We start from the raw sequence: 19,055 nt of genomic DNA, 5'->3' as shown, positions 1-19,055 counted from the left end.
TTATTAAGTGTTTTTATTCTTTTTAGGAGTAATATGAACTACATTGGCGGCTCCGGGTTCTATAATCAATTGGGTTCCCAATCCTCTTTCTTGTTCACGTCCCTGAATGGCAGAGCCTGTTGATAATGTCAATTTTCCTTTAAAAACCGGATGCGGTGGAATCAATGATACTTCAATTTCCTCTTCTTCAAGCTGTATAATAATAGAATCAACATCAATACGATGACGGGTTCCATCTTTAGCGATTGCAAATACCGGATAAGGCTTGGATTCTTTCATAGTAATATGATTTTTAACAAAGATAAAACTTCAAATGATTTCGCTTTTTGTATTTTAGTGGAGAAAAATGAATCATAATCAATCATTGATCGTGATTTCAACAATTTTAAAGCATTCTTTCATTCTATGAAAATCAATCCTCCGGATCATTGGGTAAAGTTTATAAAGGCTTTTGCTAAAAAGTTTAAAGATGATGTTGTTTATGATGTAGTGCGGGTCTTCAGAACTGAAGAAGAACTCCAGGAGCGCTATGATACCTATAACTTTGAAGAATACCTTCCTGGATATATTCCTGTGGCGGATGATTCCGGAGGACAGGTTGCTGTTATTTCAAAAGACAATAGCAATACAAAAGTCTATTTAAGTTCCTATGGTGTATTGCAGGAAGAACATTTTGAGGTTTTGGATCGGGATCTACTCCACTGGATGCAACGAAAGTTTCCATTTGATAGACAACAAAATAGAATTTCAGATATTGAAATTGAGACTGGGAAGGAGAAAAATACTACTTTATTTCAGAAAATCTCTTCCTACCCTTTTATTCTGAAGTTTTTAAGTAATCCTATCAGGATTGAAGGACTTGCCTTGCCGGAAAACTATGCTTCTGCTGAATATATTTATTATTTTCAGGACGGATATCTTTACAACTCAGTAGAGAATAAAATGCTGACAGGTAATGCTTCGGGAGAATTCAGATCAAGCTGGCTTGTTTTGGCATCTAATTATTATGCAGATCCTTTTTTTATTGATTTGGATGAGTTTACAGATGGTTTTCCAGTTTATTTTGCCTACCATGGACAAGGAAGTTGGGAGCCCATACAAGTTGCTGAAAGCTTACATATCTTTCAGGAAATATTGGATCAGATTCAAAAATTAAGATCTGATAAAGAAAGATTGATTCATTATTTTGATGAAAATATAGATTTGGAAAACCCTTTATGGAAAGAAGTATACACCAATATTGAGGAAGAAGATGATGACATGGTGTCAATAGAATCTTATGAATCAATAGGTTCGGAAACCAATTTATACATTACCGATATTGGGCCCAATAAGATGAAGGTCATAGCATTGCTTAAAAAAGAATTTGCTCTCTCCGGATCGGAAGCCCTTGAGCTTAGTAAAAAATCAAGAATATTGTTCAGGACAGGATATCGTAAATGGTTGGAGGCTGACGGTAAACAATTGGAAGACTTGGGTGCAAAGGTTGAATGGGAGGCGCTGAACTAAAAATTATTTTGATATTTTTATGTATCTCACAGTATAATAATTCTTTCATTTTTAAAAGAAGGCCTTATTGAGCGCAAATAATTTATACATTTATATAAAGTATTGTGAATCAAAAAAACTTTATCATGGAAGAAACATTCCAGCCTGATGCCATTATTATAGGAACCGGTTTAGCAGGACTTACTGCAGCGATGGAAATTACAAATGCCGGAAAAAAGGTGTTGTTACTTGATCAGGAGACCGAACAAAATATCGGCGGACAGGCTTTCTGGTCATTTGGTGGGCTTTTCCTTATTAATTCTCCTCAACAACGAAGAGTGGGAATTAAAGATTCTTACGAATTAGCTCTACAGGATTGGAAAGGGACGGCTGGTTTTGACCGTGAAGAAGATTACTGGCCTCGTAAATGGGCAGAAGCGTATCTGAAGTTTGCTGCCAGTGAAAAATATGAATACATTTCTAAACTGGGAATTAAGCTAATGTTTATGGTTGGTTGGGCAGAACGTGGTGACGGATCGGCCAACGGACATGGAAATTCTGTTCCCCGTTTTCACGTAAGTTGGGGAACAGGTACAGGGGTCATAAAACCTTTTGTGGAAAAAGCCTATCTAGCTAAAGGAAAAGGTCTGTTGCAGATGAAATTTCGGCATAGAGTTACAGAACTGGTTGTTGAAAATGGAAAGATAACGGGAGTGAAAGGCAATATTCTTGAAAATGATACTCAGGAAAGAGGGGTTGCTACCAATAGAAATATAATCTCACAATTTGATTATTCTGCTGTTCATATTATCATTGCTTCTGGCGGCATAGGTGCCAATCATGAACTGGTAAGGAAAAACTGGCCCGAAAGATTAGGAAGCCCTCCTGAGAATATGGTTTGTGGAGTTCCTGCCTATGTAGATGGTAAAATGATTGGCATTGCTGAAAATGCAGGTGCTCATATCATCAATCGTGACCGAATGTGGCATTATACGGAAGGTTTACAAAACTGGAATCCCATCTGGCCTAATCATGGAATCCGGATACTTCCCGGCCCTTCTTCCCTATGGTTTGATGCTAAAGGGAAACGTCTTCCAGCTCCATTTCTTCCTGGATTTGATACTTTGGGAACTCTTAAGTATATTCAGGATACAGGATATTCTTATTCCTGGTTTATTCTGACCCAAAAAATCATTAAAAAAGAATTTGCTCTGTCTGGTTCCGAACAGAATCCGGATATCACCAATAAGGATTATATTCTTTTCCTGAAACGAATGTTTGGTAAAAAAGCTCCTGATCCTGTTGAAGCTTTTAAAGAACATGGTAAAGATTTTATTGTCTCTGATAATCTGAAAGATCTGGTAGAGAAAATGAATCAGCTGGCAGGTAATCACCTTCTGAATTATGAAAAAATAAAATCTCAGATTGAAGCCAGAGACCGTGAACTTGACAATCAATTTTCAAAGGACACACAGGTTAATTATATCAGAAGTACGAGAAGTTATATAGGAGATAAACTGGGAAGAGTTGCGGCTCCGCATAAGATTCTTTCTCCTGAAAATGGCCCTTTGATTGCGGTTCGATTGAATATTTTGACGAGAAAAACACTTGGTGGAATAAAAACCAACCTTAACGGACAGGTATTAAGAGAAGACGATAGTGTTATTGAAGGACTGTATGCTGCTGGTGAAGTAGCTGGATTTGGAGGTGGCGGAATGCATGGATACCGCGCATTAGAAGGAACGTTTCTTGGTGGATGTATTTTCTCAGGAATGAAAGCCGGAAAGTATATTGCCGGATTAGAAAAAGATAATTCAAATCTATAAAGACACGGAATGAATAACTATTATCATAACAAAGTCGTTTGGATTACAGGAGCATCATCAGGAATTGGGGAAGCTTTGGTAAAAGAACTGGCGGAAAATAGCACTGCAAAAGTGATTCTTTCTTCCAGAAATGAGGAACAGCTGTATGAAGTCGCTGAAAGTATTGGACTTACCGTTAATCAATATACAGTAATCCCTTTGGATCTGAAGAATTATAAGGAAATGCCGGAAATAGCTGCCAAAGCAGTAGCAGCCTTTGGAAAAATTGATATTTTAATTAATAACGCAGGATTATCCCAACGTTCTCTGGCCATGGAAACAGATATAGAAGTGGACAAGCGCTTAATGGATGTTGATTTTATTGGAACTGTTGCCTTAACGAAGGCTGTTATTCCGTATATGATAAAAAATAATGGTGGGCAGATCGCTGTAGTTTCAAGTCTTATGGGCGTATTCGGAGCTCCGATGCGCAGTGGCTACGCTGCAGCAAAACATGCTCTTCATGGGTTCTTTGATGCTTTGCGTGCTGAATTATATAGTCAAAACATTTCGATAACAATCATCTGTCCCGGATTTATACAAACCAATATTTCTATTCATGCCGTAACAGGTGATGGTTCAACACAAGGAACGATGGACGATGCCACCAATAATGGTATGCCTGTAAATGTCTTCGCTAAAAAAATGCTGAATGCCATTGAAAAAAAGAAAATCAAAAAGCTATTGGCGGTAAAGAAGTATTAGGCGTTTATCTGAAAAGGTTCTTTCCTGCTTTGCTCGCAAAGATCATCCGGAAGGCAAAAGTTGTCTAAAGAAATTTTTATAATAACATAAATGCAAAAACCACACAAGAAGTGTGGTTTTATGAGTATTTTTTTTTAGGAATTATTCTATAATGAATTTCTTAGTTATTTTTTGATTGCCACCTACTACATTCAGGAAATAAACTCCTTTTTCAAGACGACTTGTGTTGATTTTCGTATTTAATCCTTCTAATTTCTGTTGATGAACAGTTTTTCCCAGCATATCGGTAATCGTAGCTTCCATAGAAGATGTATAATAATCAAGTTTTAAAGTAACATGATCTTTTGCCGGATTTGGAAATAGGTTAATGGCAATCTTATCATCTTTCTCTACCTCGTTGGTAGCCAGATTATCCGAAGCAAGTTTTACCACCCAAATATCATAATCTCCATGATTTCCTGTAACATCTCCATTATTTGATTTAGAATTACCCAGAATGACATATCCCCCATCTGCGGTTTGTATAACAGATGAAGCCTCATCTGTGTCTGATCCTCCTAAGCATTTTTGCCATTTTATATTTCCTGTTGCACTCAATTTTACGGCCCAATAATCAAAAGAGAGAGGAGCTTCTCCAGGTCCTGTATTTGTAGGAGGGTGATATCCTACTACCTGACCGTCATTTGAAATTGTACTTCCTACTACCAAATATCCGCCATCAGTAGATTGGATAATAGAAAACGCCTGGTCGAGTTTAGATCCTCCCAAAGCTTTTTGCCATTGAATATTTCCTGCTTCATTTATTTTAACTACCCAAAAATCAGTTCCGTCATGATTCTCTGTTACATCTCCATCATTAGAAAAAGCATGACCTGCTACAATAAACCCTCCATCTGAAGTTTTAACCATAGACCAAGGTAAATCCTGATGCGATCCCCCAAAAGATTTTTTCCAGAAAATAACTCCACCATCAGAATTTAATCTTATGATCCAATAGTCCTTTCCACCGTGATTTCCTGTAACATCGCCATCATTGTTTTCAGCATATCCTGCAATGGCATATCCACCATCACTGGTTTGAACAACAGAAGTAGCCCTGTCATCCCCTGTTCCCCCTAAAGATTTTTTCCATTGGATATTTCCATCAGAATTTATTTTTACAATCCAATAATCTACATAACCATTATTTCCTGTTACATCACCAGTGGTCGAAGTAGAGTTCCCCACAAATATATATCCACCGTCTGTTGTAGGAACCATTTGGTTAATCACATCATACTTTGTTCCACCAAAAGTCTTTTTCCAGTAAATGACTCCAGCATCAGAGTTTAATTTTAAAACCCATCCATCTGTAAGACCTTTATTACCTGTTACATCACCATTATTTGAATCAGTAGTTCCGGCAACAACATATCCACCATCAGCAGTTTGAATGACAGAACTTGCGTAGTCATTACCTGATCCTCCCAGGGATTTTTGCCATTGGAGATTTCCTGTTGAATTTAATTTTAGAAGCCAGTAATCTTGATTTCCGTGATTTCCGGTTACATCCCCATTATTCGAATTAGAAGCCCCACTAATCATATATCCACCATCACTGGTTTGAATAATAGTATGTGAACGATCAGCGTTTGTTCCTCCAAAAGATTTTTGCCATTGTATTGCTGGAGCCTGTGCCATACTAAAGCCAGAAAAAAAGAAAGCTGCCAATACAGGTAACGTTTTTTTGAAATTGAATTTCATGGTTTTTTAGTTTATTTTAATTTTGAAGTGCGAAAATATAAATTATAATGGAATAAATGTTTAAGTTTTGCATTTTTTCAATGTTATTCAGTTGGTTTCATCTTTACCTTTTTAGACATGTAGCATGTACCTCTTAACACTTTGCGTTGAAAAAGGCATATTGCAATTTTGAGAACCAGAAGGGAATCGTCTTTTCAATCAATAAGCAGTGTCTTTAGTCTGAATATAAGGACTCGGCGGCCAAAGGCCGCCGAGTCTGTTTATCAATTATTTGTATTTAAATGTCCTTAAAAAAGCTTCATTCAAATGTATTTGAACCTTAAATTCCCTTAAAATCTTAATACGATTTAATGGTTTAAAAATTAAATCAGAAATTCTTAACCAATCCTATTCCTACTGTTTTATTCTGATAGAAAGGCATAACCATTGTAGAACTCGATAAGTTTTTATTTTTATTCTTTCCACGAAGCATCGCATCGATTCTTGGGAAAAGCCAATAGGCTAATTCTGTAGACAGAATTCCAAAACCTGCACCTGCAACAACATCGCCCAACCAATGTTTATCATTCAGCATTCGGTATACTCCAGTAAAAATTGCAAACGGATACCCGGAAAGACTGAGCCAGAAATTGGTATCCTTATATTCCCTGAACATAAATTGTGCAGAGGAAAAAGCTGTAGCAGAATGTCCTGAAGGAAATGAAAGTGTATTAGACTTATCGGGTCTCTCTTCTTTGACAAGATACTTTAAAGGCATAGTAAATGCTGCAGAAATCAATTGTGATGAAGCATAAATAATGGTACGGTCTCTCAGGTTATGTTTTCCTTTTATTCCTATGGCATTCAGACCGTATACCATTACTGCAGGAACGTATTGGGTGTAATTATCCAGATTCATCTGTGCGGGTTGATGCTCATTGATTTCTGTGCGGGTAGAAAAATTCAGTTGTTTAAGTTTATCTGTTGTTAAACCTGCTACTCCATAGGTAATGAATGCTGCAGGAATAATCAAACTTTTATAATTCAGTTTACTTGTTTGAATAGCAGACAAACTATCTTGTTTAGATTCATTGACAGTAATGCTATCATTATTCTGAGCGTTAATTTTGCTGATAGCTGAAATGAAAACCAGTAGATAGATCAGTGATTTTTGACAAGATCTTTTCATTGCACATAGTCGGTTTTATATTAAAATTTATAATTATAACCCAGCCTTACTACCTGAGTTTCATAATAATCATTGCTGGTATAAGCAAATCCCATCCCTTGAATATTTTTCTTAATAACCATAGTATTGAGAAGATCAGAGGCATTTAAGAATAGTTCTCCCTTCCCTTTCTGAATTGCTTTTTTCAATCCAACATCCATGCTAAATCTTGCCTTTATTTTTCCTTGAGGAATAACATCCGGAGCCAGATAAACTGCGGTAAGTTGAACATTAAGTCCTTTTGAAAAACGAAGGATATTATTCAGCTTTATATTTCCGGAAACAGCAGTCTGCTTGTCTGCAGAAAATGTATTGGGTTGAGGATATAAATTCTGAACGGTAAATGCATCAATTTGATTGCGATAAATATTCCCATTGATATTGAATGAATATACATCCGAAACCTTTTGATTCCAAATCGTTTCCAGTCCTGTATTATAACTTTTTCCTGCATTTTGAAAAATGGCATAAATCAGATTACTGCCCGGTACAATACTCGAGATACGGGTAATTGTACCATTGGAAAAACGATGATAGAGAGCTGAATACAAATAGCCGTTATCCCAGTTATATTTATATCCCAACTCAATAGAATTGGTAAATTGTGGTCTTAATGCAGGATTTCCTACTTTAATGATTTCAGCATCATCATATTTTGGAAATATTCTGATATCTACCTCATTTGGACGGTCTACCCTTCTGTTATAAAATACGGAAAACTTGTTATGATCATCAAGTTTATATGCTAATCTAAAATTGGGAAATGGCTGAGTATAATTATATCCGTCACTTTTATAAGTAGGATGATTAGGGTTTACATCGTATTCAATTCTTACGTATTCCAGTCTTAGTCCAAGCTCTGCTTCCCATTTTTCATTCTCAAAAATATAGTTTCCATATACGGCAGGGATAAATTCTTTATAGTCTGCTTTACCACCGGCAGATACATCGAGTACAGAATTGGCTCCCGGAATAAAGTTCATATTGGTAGGAATACTTCTGCTTCTAAGTTTAATACCCGTTTCAATTCTACCATATTTTAAAGGCTTTATATAATCTACATTGAAATCATAAACCTGCTCATCTGATAAGAGTTTAAAAGCATCAGTTCCTGTAGAAGCCGGTAAATAATTATCATAGAAGTATTTTTCATCCTCCCTGTGAAAAGTATAATTGAATCCAACATTTAATAAATGGCCTGCTTCTTTAAATTTATGCTGATAAGAGGCACTTCCCATTATGGTGGTTTTCAGCTCATCTTCCAGAAATTGCCATAGACGAAGACGCTGAGATTGATCTCCATTAAAGAATGGCTGATCTCCACGGTCGATAATTTTTTCACTTCCATACATTCCTGAAACCGTCAACGTATTTTGTGCATCAATATTCCAGTCTAACCCTGCTTTTGTGGTAAAGAAATTGGTATTTCTATTTCTTTTCAGTTGAGAATTGATAATTGTTCCGTTATCGTAAGTACGGGTTACAAATTCATTTTTATTGAGCGTTTCCGTGTATAAATTATCAGCCTGTAAAAAAAGGTTGACCTTATTTTTTCTGTAATTGAGAGAAAGAGACGGATTAATTTTTGGAGTCAGTGTATATTGAGGTCTGATGGTTGGCAAGTTTTGTTTTCTCACCCATAATGAACCCAAACCTGTTGTAAAGCCTAGTTTCCCGTTCCACCCGTTTTGCTTATTTTTCTTCATGATGATATTGATGATTCCGGCATTCCCGTTGGCATCATACTTTGAAGAAGGATTGTTGATAATCTCAATTTTCTCGATGGCTGAAGACGGAATATTATCAAGTCCTGTCTGACTTCCAAATCCGGTAAGAGCGGTTTGTTTGCCATCAATAAGAACGGTTACTTTATCATTTCCTCTTAATTGTACTTTTCCGTCCTGTACTGTAATTCCGGGAAGATTCTGCATGCTTTGCAATACTGATCCTCCGCTCTGGCTTATATTATCTGCTACAGAATACGTTTTTTTATCAAGTTTGTTATCGATTTCATTTTTTTTAGAAGCAGATACAACCACTTCTTCGATTTTCGTTTCCTGTTCCTGTTTTCGGTTTAATTCAATAGGTGGGATTTCTAAAAATTCAGAAAGACTTCCGATAAAAACAGATTGTTTATAGATATGATATCCTGGGATAGAGGCCTCCAATAGGTAGTGATCCGGCTTAATTTCACTCATAGAAAACCTTCCTTCTTCATTGGTAATTGTTCCGGCAACAAATGCTGTATCTTTTTCCTTTTTTAAAATAATATTGGAATAAGGAAGTGCTTCTTTATCCTTGGTAGTGACTCTTCCGGAAAGAGTTACTGAAGTTAATTGCGCTGTCATCATAGAAGAAATAGCAACAGTTGGAAAAAGTAAAAATTTTGATCTTTTCATATAGTGTGGACTTTAATTACTTATTATTTATCGTTAGGAATTCAATGTTGAAGAGTTGTTTTGCTATTGTGTTTTCGTTGTGAAATAAGAATCATCACGATCATTAAAGCCAGAGATACCAATGATGCATTGATTGTCCCCAGATCAAGGCCCCCTTTTGCTAAAGGTTTTGTGAGCAGATCTCCAAAAGTAGCCCCGAATGGTCGGGTAAATACAAATGCGATCCAAAACAGAAGAACATGGTTGATCTTTGTGAAATAATGAAGCAGTACAACGATCAGAATAATAAGCCCGGTAATAAGAGCTCCAGTCATATAACCCAGCCCCATATTGTCACTCAGAAAATCTCCAAATGCAGTTCCAAGGCTGTTGGAAAATAAAATAGCAGTCCAGTAATAGAACTCTTTATTTCTTTCAAAAATAGGATAGACTTCAAGATTTCCATATTTTTTGTACCACAAGAAAAGTGAAATTAATAGTCCGGAAAGAAGTACTAAACTCCCTACTAGATATCCTGCTTTTAATGTTCTGTCAATAAAATCCGAAATTTCTGTTCCTAAAGTGGTGGTGCCAATAATAACCAGCCAATAAACTGCCGGAATATACTTTTTGACTCCAAGCTGTATGGAGAGAATAAGAATGAAAAAGAATAAGGTAATGAGAATCCCTTTGGTATATCCCAAATTCAGGGTCATGGAAATAAAATCTCCAAGAGTTTCTCCTAAGGTGGTCGCTACAATTTTCATAAACCAGAAAAGTATAGTGACTGCTGCTACTTTGTTTACTGTTCTCATTATATTTTTTTTATTGGATTAAACTTTAAAAGACTAAGTCTGCACCATCGGCAAAATCTATGAAAGACTCTCTTGTATTCCGAATGATAAAATCCTGCGTCATTCTATTCTATAATGGCTAAGCTTTAAATTTTGTCAGTACATTATCTTTATAGCAATAAAACTCATGAGAGGTTCTTTTTCCTAATACATATACTTTTTCAATACGAACGTCATCGTAATGTTCCAAGAGTATATGATACTTTTCTTTCAGATTTCCAGATAACTCATCAGGGTGTATACTCTTTTCTATTTCTATTCCTTCATTTGCTTTATATTCCACAACCAAGCGGGAATCTCTCCAGGACATGGTATATACATTTTTATGGGCAGTGGATGTAGAATTAATTACAATCTGATCCTGCTGAATGATCTTACCAGAAGTACTTGTCATTAAAGTAATTCCCGAAATAACCATAGCACCATACCCTATTTTTTTAAACAGATTCTCACTTAAATGGGGAAGAATATATTTTACCGTATAAGAAGAGACAATAGTAGCCACTGCAATTGCTATTCCCAGCCAAAGAGCAGTCTTGGAGTATAATCCTAATGAGATATAAATAATAAGCTTAATAAGGTGAAGAAACACTTCATTAGCAGCTCGGGTGGCAACAATCTCTTCTTTTTTAAGCCCGAATTTTAAATAAAAACGGTTAAAAAGAAGACCAACAGCACCAGTGATTCCTGAAATAAAACCTGCTGAGAATCCAATAAGAGCCAAAGCTGATTTTGGATATTCTTTTTCCGTTTCTTCAATTTTATTTTTGGAAGTAAAAAGCTGCGGAAGATTGGCAATCAGAAAGAAAGCAACGATCAACTGTAGGTAATTCGGATTTACATATTTAATCAGATAAGCACCCAACAAAACAGCAGGAATAGAAAATGGTACAAACCATAAAAATATTTTCCAATTGATATGTTTCTTAAATACGGCAATTCGGGAAGCTGAACTTGTAAAGGTTCCGATCGTTAAGGAAAAAGGAACCAATGAAGTAGGAAGCAAAAGATTCAGGATCGGAATCAAAATAAGACTTGCACCGCCTCCACAAATAGCGCTGATCCAGAATGCAAGAATGGTTCCTGCGAATAAAAGGGCAATTTTTAAAATCATTTCTAAATAAAATTTACACTTCAGTATCTTATATTTTCAGTACAAAGGTGCAATCCGATTTAGAATAAATTTTGAATTTTTAGATCTTAAATGTTAAGAAAATGATAAACCTACAGAAAAAATATGATGTCCGTTTTCAAATCTATAACTGATTGTCCAGTGATGGAACTTGCAGATTTCCTGTATAATAGATAGCCCTAAGCCACTTCCGTTGGTATCTGCAGATAGTTTTGAAAATCTTTTAAAGAGTAAGTCTTTATTCAGTTGGTGTGTTCCAGAATTGAAAACTTCAAAAGCAGATTGAGTTAACTGAAGAGAAATTTTGCCACCGGGAGCTGTATGACGAATCGCATTAATAATGAGGTTATTAATCATAATTTCTGTCAAACTGCTATTACCATTTACTTTAATGTTAGGCATTATATCTTTCTCTACGGTAATATTTTTCTGTTCAAAATGTTCATCCAGAATATCTATGCTTTGAAGCAACATCTGATCAAAGGAAATTGTTTCAGAATTATCAAACTGATGATTATCTATTTTGGCAAGGAGTAATAAGTTTTTATTGATTCTTGAACTTCTCGTAAGCGCTTTGTTCATGTCTTCAGCAATGCGGTATTGCCTTTCCGTAAGATCCCGATCCTGTAATAAAAGATCCAGTTTGTTTTTAATGATGGCAAGCGGAGTCTGTAACTCGTGAGAGGCATTTTCTGTAAATTCTTTCTGGGTTTTATAGACAGAGACATTGCGTTCAATCAATTTATCAAGAGACTGATTAAGTTCTTCAAACTCTAAAGTATCAGAGGTAGGAAAAACGATTTTCGTCTGACTATTAAGGTTGAAAGTCTTTAATTGGTTCAAAGTATCTCTAAATGGCTTCCAGATAGATGCAGAGAGCCTTCTGTTTAAATACAAAAGCCCAATTACAATCACTGCAAAGAAGAAAACGGTGATCATAGCAATAACAGCGATGGTTTCATGAGATTCCTCAATATTGGTTTCTACGGTAAACAAGTAAGGTTTCCCCTGAATATAAACCACTTTTTTGAGACATCGGTATCGCTCTTTCTTCTGATCAGAAATAAACGGAAGCGGTTTTTCAGTAATATAAACGCTGTCACTTTTTATCTGATCAGAAGAAATCCTTTCAATATCCGTTTCTGGCTGAATATGGTTCCAAAGATCGATACTCTGCTCCAGTTTTTCTTCGGGAAGCTTTAAATGATTGAATTTATAGGCTGTTTTCTCTACAATGATCTGATTATGTTCATCCAACTCATCCTGCCATATATTGTCCACTACAAAATAATATACGGGAATACTGATCATCAGAACGATAAGAACATAGATGATAAAGGGTTTGGTGGTTTTATTTAAAAGTGGATTCAAATTAATGATTGAGGTTTAAAGTTGGTATACTTTGAAAATGATTTATTTTTACTTTTTTGCAATTTAGTATTTATTTAATTGTCATTTTTATAATTAAATATAGAGACAATTTCTCTGTTTTTATTTTTCGACTGAAGTAAGAAATTGTTTTTTTAAATATCCAAACCTATCATCTGACAATCTCGCACCCCGTACCTCGCACCCCGTAATCAGTCTAAGCCTCCCACTTGTACCCTGTTCCATAGACTGTTTTAAGATAGTGTTCACAACCTGCATCATACAACTTCTTTTTAAGGTTTTTAACATGGGCGTATACAAAGTCGTGATTGTCAAGCATATCTGCGAAATCTCCAGAAAGGTGTTCTGCCAGAGTACTTTTAGAAATAACCTTGTTTTTGTTTCCTATAAAGTAAATCAGGAGATCAAATTCTTTTTTGGTAAGTGCTATTACTTCATTATTTACGGCTACTGTTTTAGCCAAAAGATCAATCTGAAGTTCGTTTTGCTTAACTACATTGGAACTGCTGAACTGTTTTCTTCTAATAATAGAATACACCCTTGCCATAAGTTCAGAAAGGTGAAAAGGTTTGGTAAGGTAATCATCCGCTCCCAGCTTCAGACCTTCAATCTTATCATCCAAAGCATTTTTGGCAGAAATAATGATGACACCATCCTGTTTATTCTGTTTTTTCAGTTCCTCCAGGATCCTGAGACCATTTCCGTCTGGAAGCATGATATCCAATAGAATACAATCATAATCAAACATTTCTATTTTACTCATGGCTTCACTGAAGGTGGCCGCATTTTCACAGAGATAGCTTTCCTCAGATAAATATTCGGAGATGCTTTTAGCAAGTTCTGCTTCGTCTTCAACAATTAGAATTTTCATGGGATAAATCTATCATTAAATTTTGAAGAAATTTTGAACTTCAAAATAAATAATCCTAAGAATAAATGTACCAAAAAAGAATTGAATCTATTTCCAAAAAACTTTAAAAGCATATTTTGGGGAAGTTTTTATCAGATATTTCATAAATTTACACAGCAGTTTCAAATTGAGGCCTGCATTAAAATTCTTCTCAGGTGAAAATTCACAACAAAAAAAAGTACCTAAGTTTTCTAAAATTTAAAAGAGATTTCCAAAAATATGGATTGGAAAAAGCCCGCAGCTATGAACTTATTCTGCATTGGCTGAATAACAGACTGAGCCGGAATCAGTTTCTTGTGCTTTCCGGAATTCTGGTAGGATGTACAGCCGGATTAGCAGGAGTAATTCTGAAAACTTTGGTACATAACATTCACTATTTCATTACCAATAAGGTTCATTTTGAATATCAGATCTTATTCTATATCGTTTTTCCTTTTCTAGGAATTGTCCTGACTACTTTGATTGTTCTGACATTGTTTAAAGGACAAGATCGAAAAGGAATTGGGGCTATTCTCTATGAAATTGCTCAAAACTCAAGTATTGTAGCTTCTGTAAAAATGTATTCTCAGGTGATCCAAAGTGCAGTTACTGTCGGATTAGGAGGTTCCGCCGGATTAGAAAGTCCCATTGCGGTTACCGGAGCTGCTATAGGATCCAATTTTGCACAGACCTATAGGCTTAATTATAAAGAACGTACATTATTACTGGCTGCCGGAGCTACAGCCGGAATTGCATCTGCATTTAATGCACCTATTGCCGGAATTATGTTTGCTTTTGAGATTCTACTGACTGGTGTGGTTTTTACAGACTTTATTCCATTGGTGGTTGCGGCAGTCTGTGGGAGTCTTTTGTCCAGAATATTACTTCAGGAGGATGTGCTTTTCAGATTTTACACAAGAGATGCCTTTAATTATAAAAACTTACCCTATTATTTAATTTTAGGTCTTGTCACTGGATTATATGCCCGATATTTTGTCATTATCTCTCAAAAAGTAGAACATTTTATAAAAGGACTTCAGCTTTCAAAAATGCGTAAGGCTATGTTTGGAGGAGCTGTTCTTTCTTTGCTTTGTGTACTTTTTCCTCCATTATTCGGAGAGGGATATGATACCGTGAAAGCTTTCACTAACGGAAATACCCATTCCATTATTGAAAACAGTTTTTTCAGATATTTTGAAATTGGTGATTGGACGATCATTGTCTTTTTAGTACTGGTATTATTATTAAAAGCTTTTGCGACTTCATTTACCATATTCAGTGGTGGAAACGGAGGAAATTTTGCACCCTCTCTTTTTGCTGGTGGGACATTAGGATATTTGTTTGCTCTGGTTTGTCAGCATATAGGATTCACGGATGTTCCGGTAACGAATCTTGTACTGGTAGGAATGGCCGGAGCGATGAGTGGTGTTATGTATGCGCCGCTTACAGCTATATTTCTGATTGCAGAATCCAGTTTTGGATATGATTTATTTATTCCTCTGATGATTGTGTCTATTATATCTTATCTTATTGCCAAGTGGTTCTCTCCTATTTCTCCCGAACTGAAATCTCTTGCAGACGAAGGAAAGATATTCACCAATAAGCATGATAAAAACCTTCTTTTTGCTTTAAGAACTGATGATTTCATAGATAAATATTCTCAAACGATTCAGGAAAGTGCTTCTATTGCAGCGTTTTTTGAACTGGTGAAAAACGGGAATAAAAATATTTTTGCCATAGTAGATGATTCGAGAAAACTAAAAGGAGTCTTAACCCTGGATGACGTAAGACCTTACCTTTTTAACAAGGAATTTGATACTTCACAAGCGGTTGCCCAGATTATGAAAACTCCGCCAGCCATAGTTCATCCAGAAAATAAACCTTTGGAAATTCTTCAAACTTTTGATGATACCGGAGTATGGAATCTTCCGGTTGTGAGTACAGGTAATGATTTTATAGGGTTTATTTCCAAATCTTCTATTTTGATGAGTTATAGAAAGTTGTTGAAGGAGTATTCTGATTAATAGCTGTTGAATTACCTGTCAAATCCATGATTCGACACTCCTCAGAAGGAGAGGAATATCACGTATTCAAGTGATATTTGGTGGAAATTGGCAATCAAAGATTTTCAAAAACTTTTGTGCCTTTTGTGGTTAAATAATAAATCCGTTCAGTATTTGAACGGATTTTTTTAATCTAAATAATGATGATTGAAAATTAATTGCTCACTTTATTAAGCAAATCAATATCTTCCTGATCCAAAATAAGTTTTGGAGCATTGAATAATGTTTCAAGCTGTGAAGAGCTTGTAGCACTTACAATTGGAGCCGTCACCAATGGATTGGATAATAACCACGCCAATGCTACAGTTCCCTGATTGCTGTGATGCTTTTCACTTACCTGATCCAAAGCTTTTAATACTTCAAGACCTTTAGGATTTAAATATTTTCTTACACCTTCTCCTCTAGCGCTTTTGGCAAGATCTGCTTCATCACGATATTTTCCTGTTAAGAACCCTGCTGCCAATGACCAATATGAAAATACACTCAGGTCGAACTGTTCAACCAAAGGAGCATAGTTTTTCTCAAAACCTTCTCTCTCCAATAAGTTATAATGGGGTTGTAATGCTACATATTTAGGAAGATTGTTCTTTTCAGAAGCCTCAAAAGATGCCTTTAAACGTTCAGGAGAAAGATTAGAAGCTGCAATATAACGTACTTTTCCAGCTTTAATGATTTCGTCATACGCTGAGAGTGTTTCTTCTACAGGAGTTGTATGGTCATCAAAATGAGTGTAATAAAGATCAATATGATCAGTCTGAAGCCTTTGCAAAGATTCGTCTACTGATTTCAGAATATGCTTTTTACTGATATCAAACCCATGTTCTTTGGTTTCAGAACCTACTTTGGTTGCCAGAACAATATCCTTGCGGTTATTACGGCTTTTCATCCATTTTCCGATGATCTCCTCAGATTGACCTCCTTTTCCGTTTACCCACCATGAATAGGTGTCTGCGGTATCTACAAAATTGAATCCAGCCTCTGTAAACTGGTTCAGGATATCAAAGGATTGCTTTTCGTCTAGTGTCCATCCAAAAACGTTTCCTCCAAAGTTAATAGGAGCTACTTCTAAATCAGTGTTTTTGATCTTTCTTTTTTCCATAAAAATAATTTTACTAAGTGAACTCTAAGGTAAGGAATATTATACTGTATCTCTATTTAAAATAGCCATACGATCTATAGTTATTATAAATGGAAAAGCCGATGTTTACTCGTCTATTTTACTGAATGATATAATAAAAAACAGTCTTTATGAAAGACTGTTTCTATCGGAATTGTTGGATTAATGTAAAGTCATAAATGTGACCTGCATTGTGTAATGTTTTACACAAGAATGGTTCAATTTTGTTTCAACAAGATAATTTCTATATTCTTTTCTTCCTAACTCTATATACCCTTTAGTTTATAAACTTATTTCTTTTCGGCCTGAGGAATTTCAAGTACTACAAGCATCTGTTTATATTCTTGAAGTTGATGATTAATTGTCTGTAATCCCTGCTTGAAAAATGCTGATGTATTGAATAGATTTTGATAATATTCTACCCCTTCCAACATATTCTTTTTAAATGCGTTCCATTTCTTTGTCTGAGATTGGCTGATTTGGATTGAAGTATTTTCAATTTCCTTTTTTAAATAATCAACATACATTTTCAATTCATTAATGAACATATTCGGACGGTTGTTATCAGGTAAGATATTAGTATTACCATAAATATGCTTTACCATTTCCGAAAGCGATACTTCTTTATCAAAGAAGGCGATATTAGGCCCCGGACAGATCACTACGCCCTGTTTTTCACCTTTAATCTCCATTCCTTGTTCCATATAGGCGGCATTCACAAGTCCAACGCAAAGACAGGCTTTATCTGTAATTTCAGTCTTTTTCTTATGGAACTCTTCTGCAGATAGGGTACTCTTTTGAGCATTAAGTTCATTAAGCTTTATATCCTGATATTTTCTGGAAGCAGTACATGTTCCTTCAGGAGAATATTCCTTGCTGAGAGCCAGCAACTTTTTGGGGCAAGAGCTGCCATACTTTCCTTGTGCCTCTTTTTGGTATTTTAATATTTCGTTAGAAGTTCCTTTTATAGTATTGAAAGGGACACCCAGCGGCGAAATCTGACTCAGGTAAAAATCTTTTTCCTTAGCTTTCAAGAGTAGATTCCGGGTTTCTGTATCTACGGAAGTTGCTTCAGGTACTAATAAAAACGGAGATCCCCATCCTACACTGTCTACATGATAAGTATTCAATAGAAACTCATGTTCTTCAGAAGTTCCTACACCACCTTGTACGGTAATTTTCATTTCTAAAGGCTTCGAAACAGCAGGTTTTCCTTTTTGTTCTAAAGCATTGATCATTAAGGCATGGGCAGACTGTATAAGATCATTCTTTTTCTGCCTGAATTCTTCCATAATAGGCCCTAAAAGCATTCCTTCTGTAGCAAATGCATGACCTCCACAGTTCAATCCGGATTCTATTCTGTACTCAGAAACCCATAATCCCTTTTTGGCTAAAAAGTTTCCTTGAACCATAGCAGAACGGAAATCACTTACTTTTAGAATGATTTTCTTTTTCAGATATCCGTTTTTATCAGGGTAAAAGTCATCGAATTCTTCCATATAGCTATACAGACGAGGATTCATTCCTGCAGAAAGAACCATGGAAGAAGATAATTTACTCTTTGCAAATCCGCGGAGTGAAGCGTGGGCATCATTATACATCACAGGAAGCTGTTCATTCTTTTTATAATTGTCTTTATCAACTTTTGTCATGATATTGACATCAATACTTCCGGGTAGCAGATTGGTTTCTATGAAATTTTTAAGACCTTCACTCCAGTTTTCTTTTTGGGTAATAAGGTTTTGAAGGCTGTTTTTCAGGTCTGAAGTGTTGGGCAGCATGGCCACAAAATCTTTCAGAGCCTCTTTATTCTTACTGATTTCCTGTTTGAAAGATGCGAATTTTTCATTCACGATATCATCTACCATGTCCAGATAAGCAGTAATTCTTTTGGCTCTGTAATCTTCTGTTTTTGTTGAAATTCCTGAATAATTAAGATTAAACTTCTGATTATAAAAGTTTTTCATTTTTTCCAGAATTTCATCATCAATGATGGAAATCACAGAAGAAATTCCATATTGGGCAACACGGATCGGGCTGTCTATGGTATAAGCCAATCCCATCACAGGAATATGGAAATTGTGTAACGGTTTAGTTGTCATTATGTTTCAATAAAAGTTCTTTACTTAATGCAACTAAAAATTCTTTCAACTAATTCACTGCTTAAAAGTATTGCTTTTTAAATTAATTATGCATTAAATAGTATTCAGAATATTGAAAATATG

General features: G+C 35.5%; 13 protein-coding genes and 1 pseudogene. 4 read left to right on the top strand and 10 right to left on the bottom strand.

Features of this window, described 5'->3' with window-relative positions; all coding sequences use genetic code 11:
- Nucleotides 1–3: 3 nt before the first annotated feature.
- A complete protein-coding gene (locus tag GTR01_RS10700; protein ID WP_160137829.1) occupies nt 4–279 on the bottom strand; it encodes a hypothetical protein in 276 nt (91 codons plus the stop codon).
- A 126-nt stretch (nt 280–405) separates the two neighbouring features.
- Between GTR01_RS10700 and GTR01_RS10695 the strand changes: the two genes are divergently transcribed.
- The 3 genes and pseudogenes from GTR01_RS10695 to GTR01_RS10685 all read left to right on the top strand — a co-directional run bounded on the left by GTR01_RS10695 (nt 406) and on the right by GTR01_RS10685 (nt 4,126).
- Nucleotides 406–1,509: a hypothetical protein gene (locus tag GTR01_RS10695; protein WP_160137828.1), complete on the top strand. Its 1,104-nt coding sequence runs from the start codon at nt 406–408 to the stop codon at nt 1,507–1,509.
- Between the two features lie 125 nt (nt 1,510–1,634).
- Entirely contained in the window at nt 1,635–3,314 is a 1,680-nt protein-coding gene (locus GTR01_RS10690; RefSeq protein ID WP_160137827.1) for an FAD-binding dehydrogenase, read from the top strand.
- A 9-nt stretch (nt 3,315–3,323) separates the two neighbouring features.
- Nucleotides 3,324–4,126 (top strand): annotated as a pseudogene (locus tag GTR01_RS10685) (SDR family oxidoreductase).
- A 73-nt stretch (nt 4,127–4,199) separates the two neighbouring features.
- On the opposite strand, the gene GTR01_RS10680 reads toward GTR01_RS10685, so the two are convergent.
- The 7 genes from GTR01_RS10680 to GTR01_RS10650 form a co-directional block, all read right to left on the bottom strand.
- Nucleotides 4,200–5,801: a T9SS type A sorting domain-containing protein gene (locus GTR01_RS10680; protein ID WP_160137826.1), complete on the bottom strand. Its 1,602-nt coding sequence runs from the start codon at nt 5,799–5,801 to the stop codon at nt 4,200–4,202.
- A 367-nt stretch (nt 5,802–6,168) separates the two neighbouring features.
- A complete protein-coding gene (locus tag GTR01_RS10675; RefSeq protein WP_160137825.1) occupies nt 6,169–6,969 on the bottom strand; it encodes a phosphatase PAP2 family protein in 801 nt (266 codons plus the stop codon).
- 20 nt (nt 6,970–6,989) lie between these two features.
- On the bottom strand, nt 6,990–9,407 hold the full coding sequence (locus GTR01_RS10670) for a TonB-dependent receptor (protein WP_160137824.1): 2,418 nt from the start codon (nt 9,405–9,407) through the stop codon (nt 6,990–6,992).
- A gap of 41 nt (nt 9,408–9,448) precedes the next feature.
- The gene (locus tag GTR01_RS10665) at nt 9,449–10,201 is read right to left on the bottom strand and encodes a hypothetical protein (protein WP_160137823.1); all 753 of its coding nucleotides are present in this window, start codon (nt 10,199–10,201) and stop codon (nt 9,449–9,451) included.
- Nucleotides 10,202–10,319: 118 nt separating this feature from the next.
- The gene (locus GTR01_RS10660; protein WP_160137822.1) at nt 10,320–11,354 is read right to left on the bottom strand and encodes a sulfite exporter TauE/SafE family protein; all 1,035 of its coding nucleotides are present in this window, start codon (nt 11,352–11,354) and stop codon (nt 10,320–10,322) included.
- A 93-nt stretch (nt 11,355–11,447) separates the two neighbouring features.
- The gene (locus tag GTR01_RS10655; RefSeq protein WP_160137821.1) at nt 11,448–12,743 is read right to left on the bottom strand and encodes a sensor histidine kinase; all 1,296 of its coding nucleotides are present in this window, start codon (nt 12,741–12,743) and stop codon (nt 11,448–11,450) included.
- 214 nt (nt 12,744–12,957) lie between these two features.
- On the bottom strand, nt 12,958–13,632 hold the full coding sequence (locus GTR01_RS10650) for a response regulator transcription factor (RefSeq protein ID WP_160137820.1): 675 nt from the start codon (nt 13,630–13,632) through the stop codon (nt 12,958–12,960).
- A 194-nt stretch (nt 13,633–13,826) separates the two neighbouring features.
- Here GTR01_RS10650 and GTR01_RS10645 point away from each other — a divergent pair, with 194 nt between their 5' ends.
- Entirely contained in the window at nt 13,827–15,674 is a 1,848-nt protein-coding gene (locus GTR01_RS10645) for a chloride channel protein (protein WP_160137819.1), read from the top strand.
- A gap of 193 nt (nt 15,675–15,867) precedes the next feature.
- Here the strand turns inward: GTR01_RS10645 and GTR01_RS10640 are convergent, their stop codons facing one another.
- A complete protein-coding gene (locus GTR01_RS10640; RefSeq protein ID WP_160137818.1) occupies nt 15,868–16,812 on the bottom strand; it encodes an aldo/keto reductase in 945 nt (314 codons plus the stop codon).
- Between the two features lie 308 nt (nt 16,813–17,120).
- Nucleotides 17,121–18,932, bottom strand: a complete 1,812-nt coding sequence (locus tag GTR01_RS10635; protein WP_160137817.1) for a hypothetical protein — start codon at nt 18,930–18,932, stop codon at nt 17,121–17,123.
- Between the last annotated feature and the right edge of the window lie 123 nt (nt 18,933–19,055).

It is taken from the genome of Chryseobacterium sp. c4a (genome assembly GCF_009900745.1).
GTDB lineage: Bacteria > Bacteroidota > Bacteroidia > Flavobacteriales > Weeksellaceae > Chryseobacterium.
Note: the sequence above shows the minus strand (reverse complement) of the source record. Positions and strands in the feature narration are given on the sequence as shown.